Source organism: Mesorhizobium comanense (assembly GCF_005503535.1).
GTDB lineage: Bacteria > Pseudomonadota > Alphaproteobacteria > Rhizobiales > Rhizobiaceae > Mesorhizobium > Mesorhizobium comanense.
In genome coordinates this window covers 1-11,127 of the sequence record NZ_SCNN01000052.1, presented here as the reverse complement: position 1 = coordinate 11,127, position 11,127 = coordinate 1, and the positions used below count along the sequence as shown (strand labels likewise).

Annotated in this window: 12 protein-coding genes; 4 read left to right on the top strand and 8 right to left on the bottom strand. The window is 64.4% G+C overall.

The window, feature by feature from the left end:
• On the top strand, nt 1-337 hold a 337-nt coding region (locus tag FFS37_RS35150; RefSeq protein WP_232375915.1), incomplete at its 5' end, for a cytochrome c oxidase assembly factor Coa1 family protein.
• 276 nt (nt 338-613) lie between these two features.
• On the opposite strand, the gene mmsB is transcribed toward FFS37_RS35150, so the two are convergent.
• Nucleotides 614-1,498 carry a 3-hydroxyisobutyrate dehydrogenase gene (gene mmsB, locus FFS37_RS35145; RefSeq protein WP_137935485.1) on the bottom strand — a complete coding sequence of 295 codons (885 nt, stop codon included), beginning with the start codon at nt 1,496-1,498 and terminating at the stop codon, nt 614-616.
• Between the two features lie 26 nt (nt 1,499-1,524).
• Nucleotides 1,525-2,691 (bottom strand): isobutyryl-CoA dehydrogenase, encoded by a 1,167-nt coding sequence (locus tag FFS37_RS35140; protein WP_137935484.1) that lies wholly within the window; start codon nt 2,689-2,691, stop codon nt 1,525-1,527.
• A gap of 144 nt (nt 2,692-2,835) precedes the next feature.
• On the opposite strand from FFS37_RS35140, the gene FFS37_RS35135 reads away from it, so the two are divergent.
• The gene (locus tag FFS37_RS35135; RefSeq protein WP_137935483.1) at nt 2,836-3,450 is read left to right on the top strand and encodes a dimethylsulfonioproprionate lyase family protein; all 615 of its coding nucleotides are present in this window, start codon (nt 2,836-2,838) and stop codon (nt 3,448-3,450) included.
• Nucleotides 3,450-4,925 carry a cobyric acid synthase gene (locus tag FFS37_RS35130; protein WP_137935482.1) on the top strand — a complete coding sequence of 492 codons (1,476 nt, stop codon included), beginning with the start codon at nt 3,450-3,452 and terminating at the stop codon, nt 4,923-4,925. Before FFS37_RS35135 ends, FFS37_RS35130 begins: the two co-directional genes overlap by 1 nt.
• Nucleotides 4,926-4,942: 17 nt before the next feature.
• Here FFS37_RS35130 and FFS37_RS35125 read toward each other — a convergent pair whose 3' ends face one another.
• From FFS37_RS35125 to FFS37_RS35115, 3 genes are all read right to left on the bottom strand, one after another.
• Nucleotides 4,943-5,356: a VOC family protein gene (locus FFS37_RS35125; RefSeq protein ID WP_171026557.1), complete on the bottom strand. Its 414-nt coding sequence runs from the start codon at nt 5,354-5,356 to the stop codon at nt 4,943-4,945.
• Between the two features lie 68 nt (nt 5,357-5,424).
• A complete protein-coding gene (locus FFS37_RS35120; protein ID WP_137935481.1) occupies nt 5,425-6,252 on the bottom strand; it encodes a helix-turn-helix domain-containing protein in 828 nt (275 codons plus the stop codon).
• Between the two features lie 50 nt (nt 6,253-6,302).
• Nucleotides 6,303-7,088, bottom strand: a complete 786-nt coding sequence (locus FFS37_RS35115; RefSeq protein WP_137935480.1) for a TSUP family transporter — start codon at nt 7,086-7,088, stop codon at nt 6,303-6,305.
• A gap of 112 nt (nt 7,089-7,200) precedes the next feature.
• Between FFS37_RS35115 and FFS37_RS35110 the strand changes: the two genes are divergently transcribed.
• Nucleotides 7,201-7,632: a TerB family tellurite resistance protein gene (locus FFS37_RS35110; protein WP_137935479.1), complete on the top strand. Its 432-nt coding sequence runs from the start codon at nt 7,201-7,203 to the stop codon at nt 7,630-7,632.
• 9 nt (nt 7,633-7,641) lie between these two features.
• Here FFS37_RS35110 and FFS37_RS35105 read toward each other — a convergent pair whose 3' ends face one another.
• From FFS37_RS35105 to FFS37_RS35095, 3 genes are read right to left on the bottom strand one after another with little or no spacing between them, the layout of a single operon-like run.
• Nucleotides 7,642-9,264, bottom strand: coding sequence for an ABC transporter ATP-binding protein (locus FFS37_RS35105; RefSeq protein WP_137935478.1), 1,623 nt, complete (start codon nt 9,262-9,264; stop codon nt 7,642-7,644).
• Nucleotides 9,261-10,130: an ABC transporter permease gene (locus FFS37_RS35100; RefSeq protein ID WP_137935477.1), complete on the bottom strand. Its 870-nt coding sequence runs from the start codon at nt 10,128-10,130 to the stop codon at nt 9,261-9,263. Before FFS37_RS35100 ends, FFS37_RS35105 begins: the two co-directional genes overlap by 4 nt.
• Nucleotides 10,127-11,074, bottom strand: a complete 948-nt coding sequence (locus tag FFS37_RS35095) for an ABC transporter permease (RefSeq protein ID WP_137935476.1) — start codon at nt 11,072-11,074, stop codon at nt 10,127-10,129. The genes FFS37_RS35100 and FFS37_RS35095 overlap by 4 nt, the downstream gene beginning before the upstream one ends.
• Nucleotides 11,075-11,127 lie beyond the last annotated feature (53 nt).

The window sequence follows — 11,127 nt, the reverse complement described above, 5'->3', positions numbered from 1 at the left end:
CATTCCCTTCATGCTGAAAGGCAGCGATGCCTATCACATGACCATGGATGCCATCCGCGCCGATGCGAGGGTGAAGGCGGCCATTGGTGACGATGTGGCCGACAATTTCTGGGTCGGCGGCAATCTCAACGTCAACGCGAACGGAGCGGGTGATGCGCAATTCAGCATTCCCGTCCACGGTGCCAAGGGCAAGGGAACCGTGTTTTCCCATCTGGTTCGCAATGCCGGCACATGGAACATGCGTCTGCTCGTGCTGCGCGTGGACGGCGTCGATGCGCCTGTTGTGCTGACCAATGAGGATCATGTGCCGATCCCGGGCGCGGCGATCGGGATATAGGCGGGTCGCCGACAAGCAGGCGCATAAACGCAAAAACCGCGCTCCATCGGGAACGCGGCTTTGCCAGATACGCATGGCGTTTCGCTACAAGGCACTTGCGAAACTTACGGGCTCCGGTACGCGAGACCTGATCCGGAGCGCCGGGCGGCTGCGATGTCCGCCTCGCAATCTGTTTTATAGGGACATCGTTACCGCAGAGTTATCGAGAGCTTAAGCAAATCTAAATTTGGCGATTTTCTCGCTGAGCAGGCGAAAAAACTCAATTATATTAGCTAGTTATGGATTAGCGCCGCGCAAGAAATTAATGATCCCTGAAAAATCGGCGCCCGCGTGCCCTTGGGCGTTGAACAGCGCATAGAGCTGTGCCGCCTCGGCGCCCAGCGGGGTCACGGCGCCGGACCCTTGGGCCGCTTCCTGGGCCAGCTTCAGGTCCTTCAGCATAAGCGCCGCGGCAAAGCCCGGCTTGTAGTCGCGGTTAGCGGGCGAGGTGGGCACCGGGCCGGGCACAGGGCAATAGGTGGTCAGGGACCAGCATTGGCCCGAAGAGGTCGAGGCGACATCGAACAGCGCCTGGTGCGACAGGCCGAGTTTTTCAGCCAGCACGAAGGCCTCGGCGACGCCGATCATCGAAATGCCGAGGATCATGTTGTTGCAGATCTTTGCCGCCTGGCCGGCGCCGTCGCCGCCGCAATGGACGATGCGCCCGGCCATCGGCTTCAGGATCGGCTCGGCGGCGGCGAATGCATCGTTTGAACCGCCGGCCATGAAGGTCAGCGTGCCGGCCGTCGCTCCACCCGTGCCGCCCGAGACCGGCGCATCGATCGACTTGAGGCCATGCTTCGCGGCGACGGCATGCGCCTTGCGCGCCGAGTCCACGTCGATGGTCGAGGAATCGATGAACAGCGCGCCCTTTTTCGCCTTCGGCGCGATGTCTTCGTAGACCGACAGCACGTGCTTGCCGGCGGGAAGCATGGTGATGACAACGTCGGCATCCTTGACGGCTGCCGGTGCATTGGCCATGACGACGACGCCATGCTCGCGCGCTACAGTGAGATTCTCCGGCACCAGGTCGAAGCCGTGCACCGCATGCCCGGCCTTTACCAGGTTGGCGGCCATCGGATTGCCCATGTTGCCCAGGCCGATGAAGGCGATTGTCGTCATTGTCTGTCTCCCGGAAATGTCTGGCTTCAGCGCCCGATCAGCGTGCGCGCGATGATGACGCGCATGATCTCGTTGGTGCCTTCGAGGATCTGGTGGACCCTGAGGTCGCGCACCAGCTTCTCGATGCCGTAATCGTGCAGGTAGCCGTAGCCGCCGAGCAGTTGCAGCGCGTTGTTGGCGACGTTGAAGCCGGTGTCGGTGACGAAGCGCTTGGCCATTGCCGACCATTTTCCGGCGTCCGCCGCCTTGCGGTCGAGCTTGGAAGCGGCGGCGTAAAGGAAGATGCGGGCTGCCTGCAGTTCGGTCTCCATGTCGGCCAGTCTGAACTGCAGCGCCTGGAACTGGTTGATTGTCGAGCCGAATGCCTTGCGTTCGGCCGTGTAGGAGAGCGCCTTGTCGAGGGCCGACTGACCGCCGCCCAGCGAGCAGGCCGCGATGTTCAGCCGACCGCCGTCGAGACCGGCCATGGCTATGCCGAAACCGGCGCCTTCGCCGGACAGAAGATTTTCCGCCGGTACCTTGCAGTCCTCGAAGATGACCTGGCGGGTCGACTGCATGTGCCAGCCCATCTTGTGCTCGTTGGCGCCGAAGGAGAGGCCGGGCGCGTCCTTCGGCACGATGATGGTGGAAATGCCCTTGGGGCCGTCGGCGCCGGTGCGCACCATGACGGCGTAGACATCGCTGTCGCCGGCGCCGGAAATGAACTGCTTGGCGCCGTTCAGCACATAGTCGCCACCGCTTTTCACCGCGCGCGTCTTCAACGCGGCGGCGTCGGAGCCGGAGCCCGGCTCGGTCAGACAATAGCTCGCCAGCCATTCCATCGAGGTCAATCTCGGCAGGAAGCGCTGGCGCTGCTCGTTATTGCCGAAGCGGTCGATCATCGAGGCGACCATGTTGTGGATCGAGATGAAGGACGAAAAGCCCGGGTCGGCATGTGAGAGCGCCTCGAAGATCAGCACGGCGTCGAGCCTGCCGAGCGCGGATCCACCGAAATCGTCCCGCACATAGATGCCGCCCAGACCAAGTGGACCGGTCTCGCGGATCACGTCGGCTGGAAAGTGCTTCCTGCGATCCCAGTCGAGCGCGTTCGGCGCCACCCGGTCGGCGGCAAATGCCCTTGCCATCTCCTGAATGGCGCGCTGCTCTTCGTTGAGTTCGAACTGGCTGGTGCTCGCATCGACCGCGGCGTCCATGGCGTGCTCCCTATATGCTGGCCAGCGAGCCCGCTGGCCTGTCGTTTTTGGCTATGCGCGCGCACCAATCTAGACCAATGATGCCGCCGCGCAACCCGATCCCCTGCGGAGCGGCTGTGCATCAATGCATGTCCGGAGCGAGATGTGACGACAAAATTCGATGAACTGCTTGGACAGTTCCATGCCTATCTCGCATCCATCGACAGCACCCTGGTCGCGGATGCCGTGGCGCGCATTGATTGGAATATGGCCGTCCGCAATCTGCAGCCGCGTCCTCTCGCCTGTGTGCGCCATCTGGATCGCGCGGTGGAATTGGCCCCGCCGGCCGCGAAACCATTGATGCGGTTGCTGGCGGGGCAACGCAACGAATTGCATTGGGGGCAGACCTACACCGAGGCTGATTTCGGCAAGGCCTTCATCGACAATTACGGCTGGCTGGAGGTCTTCGGCACGCGCGGTCATTTCGCCAATGACGCGGTTGCCGCCGGCCTGCTCATCCTTGGGCCGGAGATTGTCTATCCCGACCATCATCACGTCGCCGAGGAGATCTACATTCCGCTGACCGGCGGCACGGAATGGCGCATGGGCGAGGGCAGTTTTGCCAAACGGGAGGCTGGCGAGGTGGTTCATCATGCGTCCAACGTGAACCACGCCATGCGTACCGGCAAAGAGCCGCTGCTGGCGCTCTACATCTGGCGCGGCGGGCCGCTGGCTCAGAAATCGAACATCACCGGAACCGTCACGCAGGGCAGAGGCTGATGGCCAGGGCAATCATGCTGCAGGGCACGGGGTCGGATGTCGGCAAGACGGTGCTGGTCGCCGGGCTTTGCAGAGCCGCCAGAAAACGCGGCCTGAAGGTGCGGCCGTTCAAGCCGCAGAACATGTCGAACAATGCCGCCGTGGCCGATATTCCCGGCGACAATAATCGTGGTGGCGGCGAGATCGGGCGCGCACAATGGCTGCAGGCGATCGCATGCGGGGTGGCGCCGACGGTCCATATGAATCCGGTTCTGCTCAAGCCGCAGACGGATGTCGGGGCGCAGGTCATCGTGCAGGGCAAGGTGTTCGGCGAAGCACGGGCGCGCGACTACCAGGCGCTGAAGGGCCAGCTGATGGACGCGGTGCTGGAGTCCTGGGCGAAAGTCGGCGAGGGGGCCGATCTCGTCATCGTTGAAGGCGCCGGCTCGCCGGCCGAGATCAATCTGCGCAGCCGTGACATCGCCAATATGGGGTTTGCCACGCGCGCCAACGTGCCGGTGATCATGGTCGGCGATATCGACCGCGGGGGTGTCATCGCCTCCGTCGCCGGAACGCATCTGATCCTGCCGGAAGGGGACCGCGAGATGATCGCCGGTTACCTCATCAACAAGTTTCGCGGCGACGTCTCGCTGTTCGAGGACGGCATCAAGGCGATCGGCAAGTTCACCGGCTGGCGCTGTTTTGGCGTCGTGCCCTGGCTGAAGGCGGCCGCAAGGCTGCCCTCTGAAGATTCGGTGGTGCTGGAGCGGCTGGCGTCCGGCGAGGCGCGCGCGCTGAAGGTGGCGGTGCCGATGCTTGGCCGCATCGCCAATTTCGACGATCTCGACCCGCTCAAGGCCGAGCCGCAGGTCGAAGTGGTGTTCGTGCCGCCGGGCAAGCCCCTGCCGCAAGATGCCGGGCTTGTGGTCATTCCCGGTTCCAAATCGACGATCGGCGACCTCATCAAGTTTCGCGAGAATGGCTGGGACCGCGATCTTGCGGCGCACCGCAGGCGCGGCGGCCATGTCGTCGGCATTTGCGGCGGCTACCAGATGCTCGGCCGCATCGTACGCGATCCCGACGGCATCGAAGGCAGCGTCACCGAGGCGGAAGGGCTCGGCCTGCTCGACGTCGAGACGGTGATGGAGCCGGAAAAAACGGTGCGCAATGTCAGCGCGCGATCCGTGTCGTTCGACCTGCCACTCGAAGGCTATGAAATCCATCTCGGCCGCACCACCGGGCCGGATACCGCGCGACCGACGACGATTATCAACGGCGCCGAGGACGGCGCTGTGTCGGCCGATGGCAAGGTGATCGGCACCTACATGCATGGCCTTTTCGGCGCCGACGATTTTCGCGCCGCCTACCTGGACAGCCTGGGCGTCAGGGGAGGCGGCGTCGATTATCGCGCAGAGGTCGAGCGGGCGCTGGACGAGATTGCGGCCGAACTGGAAACGCATCTCGACTGTGACGCGATTTTCGGGCTGGCGCGGTGATTTTACGGCGCTACAACTCAGCCCTTCTCGCCCGCCTTCGGCCAATACGTCCCGAAAGACCAGACGCCGCCTTCCGGATCGCGGCAGATGAATTCGCGGCTGCCGTAATCGCGGTCGGTCAATTCCTGGATGATCGTGGCGCCGGCCGTCTTCGCCCGGGCGTAGGCGGTATCGGCGTTCTCGACCGCGATGTAGACCGACTTGCCGCCACCTGTTCCGAGTTCGCCGACCATCTTGCCATAGTCGTCGTCGCGCACGCTGCCCAGCATTATCATCGAGGATCCGAAAACGAGTTCGGCGTGATGGATGACGTCGCCCTCGCCATAGCGGGCGCGCACGGCGAAGCCGAAGGCGTCGCACAGCCAGTCGATCATTTTCGCGGCATTGCGGTAGCGCAGGGCGATGTAAAGGCGCGGTGGTTCGATGGACATGGAAATCTCCTTCATCTGGGTTGATGACCCACTCTGTTCGCAAGCGGCCGCCGCGTCTTGAAGGAATGTTACCTCGTGCCAAGCGCAGTCGGTGTCTCGCCGGCCAGGGCACGGAATTCGCGCACCAGATGGGCCTGATCGGCATAGCCGCAATCGGCGGCTATGCCGGCCCAATCGTCGGCGCTTCGCCGGGACAGGCCGAGCGCCCGGTTGAACCGGACGATGCGTGAGAGGGTTTTGGGACCGATGCCGGTGGCGTCGGCGAATTTTCCGGCAAGGTGCTTGCGGCTCCAGCCGAGTTCCCCGGCAAGCCAGGCAATGCGTGTGTGGCCGCCTGAAAGGATGATCCTGTCATAGGCCCAGGCGATCTCGGGCGGTGTTTCCAGGGCATTGGCAAGGCGAGCGGCGACGAAAGCCTGTGCGATGGTGAAACGGCTCTTCCAGTCCCGCGCGTTGCCGAGCCGTTCACGCAGCGCGATGCCCTCGATGCCGAGCACGTCGTCGAGGACGACCATGCGGTCGGCCAGCGCGCTCATGGGCAGGCCGAAGAAACGACGCGCGCCGAGCGGGGTGAAGTTGACCTGGACGCAACAGGCGCGGCCGAAGGATTCGATCGTCACCGGGCCGGCGAAGAGGCCGGCGGCGAAACTGGCGAAACGATCATTGTCGCCAGGCGCCTTGCCCAGTCCGATGGCGAAGGCTTCGGCGAAGCTGATGACCAGCGGTACGGTGAGCGAAGCATATTCGACGATGCGGAAATGACCCGGCCGAAGCTCGCGATACCCGCATAAATCGGTGACGGCGCCTTGCAGCGACTGTTCGGGCGCACTCCGCACCATCTCGAAATGGAGGGGCGACCTGTCGTCTTGTCGATGGCGCTCGGTCTCTGCGGACATCGCACGATGCTAGCAGACAGCGCCTGGGAATCAAAAACGCGAGGAGTGGATCACACGCCGATGATGACCCGCAACGGGTTCGCCGGGTCGGCCAGAAGCTTGACCGCCAGCGCCACGCAGACAATGACCAGCAGCGGCTTGATCAGTCTGGCGCCGATGCGCATGGCAAGGCTGGCGCCGAGGCGGGCGCCCAGGAACTGGGCGACACCCATCATCAGGCCGATCTTCCACGAGATGACGCCGACGGCGGCGAAGACGACGAAGCCGCCGATATTGGAGGCGAAGTTGAGCAGCTTGGTGTGCGCCGTTGCCTTGAGCACGCCGTAGCCGGCGAGCGTCACGAAGGCCAGCATGTAGAAGGAGCCGGCGCCTGGTCCGAAGACCCCGTCGTAGAAGCCGATTGCAGGCACAAGGGTCAGCCCGAAAAGGAATGGCGACAGGCGTTCGGCCCGGTCGACATCGTTCATGTTGGGCTTGAGCGCGAAATAGAGCGCAATGGCGATCAGCACCAGCGGTAGCAGGGCGCGCAGCAAATCGCCCGGCACGATCGTGGCCAGCAACGCGCCGATGGCGCTGCCGACCAAAGCGAGCAGGGCGGACGGCAGTTGCCGCCGGAGGTCGACATGACCCTTGGAGGCATAGTGGATGGTGGCGGAACCCGAACCGAACATGCCTTGCAGCTTGTTCGTTCCAAGCGCTTCGACCGGCGAGAAGCCGGCAAGCAATAGCGCCGGAATGGTGATCAACCCACCGCCGCCGGCGATCGAATCGACGAAACCCGCCGCGAAGGCGGCGAAGGCGAGCATGGCGACGGTTTGCAGGCTGAGGTCGATCATCGATGTCTGGAGGCGGTTCGCTGGGCTACCAGGCGTTCGATCATGGCCGCCTTGTTTGCGCAAGGCCGATTCCGCGCTAACTCTAAGGAAGAGGAATCGGAAGGGGCCGCCCATGGCGTTCGCATTGCTAGACCAGATACGCTCGATCTTCGATGGCGACCCGGGTGTGCGCAAGGTGGCGGACGATCCCGTGCTGTCGGCGGAACTGTTGATGCTGTTTCGCATGATCCTGGCGGACGGAACGGTCAGCGAGAGCGAGATGGCGGCCTTCCGGCGCATCTGCAAGGAGGCTTTCGACATACCGGAAACCAGCATTGACGCGGTCATCGAATATCTCAACGAATTCGGCTACGAGACCAATGGCTCGCAGGCCATCGCGCTGTTTCGTGATCTCGACGTCGAGCGGCGCAAGCTGCTGGCGCAGCACATGGTGGAGATCGCCAAGGCGGATTCGCAGCTTGCCGAGACCGAGGTACGCCTTTTGCGGCGCACGCTCGATCTGCTCGACATCAATCCGGTCGATGTCGTGAAGCCGCAGGCGTAGAGGCGGCCTTCACCCCTGTTCCTGCATCCTGCGCGCGATCGCACGATGCAGATCCGGAGCGGCGCTGACCAACGCCCTGGCCGCGTCTGATTGCGGGTGATCCAGCACCTCGCTGGTCTTGCCGCGCTCCACGATCCTGCCTTCATGCATGACCAGAACCTCGTCCGTGATGGCGCGGGCGACGGTCAGGTCGTGGGTGATGAAGAGGTAGGCGACACCGAGCTTCTGGTTGAGCTCGGCGAACAGATCGAGGATCTGGGCGCGGATCGAGACATCCAGCGCCGAGACCGGTTCGTCTGCGACGACCAGCCGGGGCCGAGTGATAATGGCGCGCGCAATGGACAGGCGCTGGCGCTGGCCGCCGGAAAATTCGTGCGGATACTTGTCCATGTCGCCCTTGCCTAGGCCGACTTCGTGCAGCGCATGCGCCACCATCTCGCGGCGCTCGGCGCGGGTCGGTTTCTTCTCCAGGACATGCAGGGGCTCGGCGACCAGTTTTTCCACCTTCTGGCGCGGATCGAAGGAGCCATAGGGATCCTGGAAGACCACCTGCATGTCGCGCCGGGCCGGCTTCAACTCGGCTTCACTCCTGCCGGTGATGGTCTCGCCGCGAAACCGGATCGCGCCCGAACTCGGCCGGTCCAGCGCCAGGATCGTGCGGGCAAGCGTTGACTTGCCGCAGCCGGACCGCCCGACCAGCGCGACCGACTGGCCCGGCGCGATCGATAGCGAGACATTGTCGACGGCGCGGATGTCAGGCGCGCGCCGGAACAAAGAGGCGCGCCGACCGGGGTAATCGCGGGTGATGCCATCGACTTCAAGCAGGGGTTGGCCCGTCCCGACGCCATGTGGCCGGGCGCGTGGCGGTACATGCATCGAAGCCAGCGCCAACTGGCGCGTATAGGGATGGAGCTGCTCGGAGAGCGTTCGAGCGGTGTCACCGGCCTCCATGACCTCGCCATGGCGCAATATGGTGATGCGGTCGGCCATTTCGGTCACCACCGCGAGATCGTGCGAGATCAGCAGCAGGCCCATGCGGCTCTCGGCCACGAGATCGCGCAGGAGGTCGAGGATCTGCGCCTGCAGCACGACGTCGAGCGCCGTCGTCGGCTCGTCGGCGATCAGCAGTTTCGGCTTCAACGCGCAGGCGATGGCGATGACGACGCGCTGGCGCTGGCCGCCGGAGAGTTCGTGCGGATAACGCGACAGCGGGAATCTCGTCTCGGGCAGGCCGACACGGTCGAGCATTTTTCGCGCCCGCTCCTCGGCTTCGGCTCGCGTGACCCCGGTATGCCAGCGAATACCCTCGGCGACCTGTTCGCCGATGGTCTTGACCGGATTGAGCGCCGTCATCGGCTCCTGGAACACCATGCCGATGTCATCGCCGCGCAACGCGCACATCTGATCTTCGGTTGCGGAGAGGATATCGATACCGTCGAAGGTGACACGCCCGCTGGCGCGCGCGGCGTGCGGCAGAAGGCGCATCACCGTCAGCGCCGTCATCGATTTGCCGGAGCCGGATTCGCCGACCAGGCCCATGACTTCGCCGGGCGCGACCGAAAGCTCCACGTTTTTCAGGATCTGCGTATCGCCGATGGCAAGCGACAGGTTTTCGATTTGCAGCAGGCTCATCGCTGCCGCCGTGATTTCGGGTCGAGTATGTCGGCGAGGCCGTCGCCGAGCAGGTTCAGGCCGAGCACGGCGACGACGATCGCCATGCCGGGAAAGATCGCCATCCAGGGCGCCACCACCATGCGGGTCTGGGCGTCGAACAGCATGCGCCCCCAGCTCGGCATGGGCGGCTGCGCGCCGAGACCGAGATAGGACAGTCCTGCCTCGGCCAGGATGGCCAGCGCGAACTGGATGGTGCCTTGCACCAGGAGCAGCGTGGCGATGTTGGGCAGCACATGTTCGATCGATATCTGCGTGCTGCTTTTTCCCGCGGCGCGCGCGGCGAGAATGAATTCGCGCGGCCAGATGGCCAGCGCGCCGGCGCGCGCGACGCGGGCGAAGACCGGGATGTTGAAGATGCCGATGGCGATGATGGCGTTGACCGCGCCCGGCCCGAAGATCGCGGTTATCATGATGGCAGACAGCAGCGCGGGGAAGGCGAAGACGAGATCGTTGACGCGCATCAACACTTCGTCAACCAGCCCGCCGCGCGCCGCGGCAAAGGCGCCGAGCGGCACGCCGACGCCCATGCCGATGCCGACCGCCACCAAGGCGACGGCGATCGAATTGCGGGCGCCGACCATGATCATCGACAGGATATCGCGGCCGAAATGGTCCGTGCCGAACCAGTGTGCCGGTGAGGGGGCCTGCGTCTTGTCCGCGATCACCAGCTTCGTCACGTCGTAGGGCGTCCAGATGTAGGAAGCCACGGCCATCAGCAGGATCAGCACGGATATGATGAAGCCGGTCAGGAAAGCGGTGTTCCTGAACGCCTTGGCCAGGATGCTGGCAAGCGTCTCCTCGGGAATGTCGATGTGCAGGGTCATGACCGGCTTCTCAGGCGCGGATCGACCGCGGCATAGGAAAGGTCGACCAGGAGGTTGACGGCGATGACGGCGGCGACCAGCAGCATGACGACGCTTTCGACGACGATCAGGTCGCGCTGGGTGATGGCCTGGAAGACGAGCCGGCCGAGGCCGGGCAGATAGAAGACATTCTCGATGATGATGGTGCCGGCAAGCAGGAAGGCGAATTGCAGGCCGAGGATGGTCAGAACCGGGATCATGGCGTTGCGCAGCGCATGCCGCCACAGCACCGCGCGGTAGGGCAGGCCCTTGGCGCGGGCGGTGCGGATATAATCCTCGTTGAGCACCTCGATCAGGGCCGAGCGGGTGACGCGCGCCAGGATCGCCGCTTGCGGCAAGGCCAGCGCCACCGCCGGCAGAAGCAGCGATTTCAGCGCCGGCCAGATGCCGGCGCTCCAGCCCGGGAAGCCGCCGGCCGGCACCAGCCGCAGCCAGACGGCGAAGACATAGATCAGCATCAGCGCGAACCAGAAATTGGGCACGGCGACGCCAAGCTGCGCCGCGCCCATCGAGATCGTGTCGCCGGCGCGCCCGCGCCGGCTGGCGGAAAACAGCCCCACCGGAATGGCAATGATGGTGGAGAGCGCCAGCGCGATCAGCGCCAGCGGCAGCGACACGGCGAGCCGTTCTCGCACGAGATCGATGACCGGAACCGAATAGGTGTAGGAGCGGCCGAAATCGAGGCTGAGCAGGCCGCCGGCCCAATGCAGGTAGCGCCAGATGAGGGGGGCGTTGAGGCCCATCTGGTTGCGCAGCAGTTCCACCTGGTCGGCGCTGGCGTTCATGCCCAGCATCAGCCGCGCCGGATCGCCGGGCAGGATTTCCAGCACGGCGAACACAACGATGGATGCGAGGACCAGCGTGGCGAGCGCGATGGCGAGACGCTTGAGGAGATAGGCGGTCATGGGGGGTGGGGGGCGGTAGGGCTGCTTAGGCTGCGTTCCCGCCCACCCCTCTC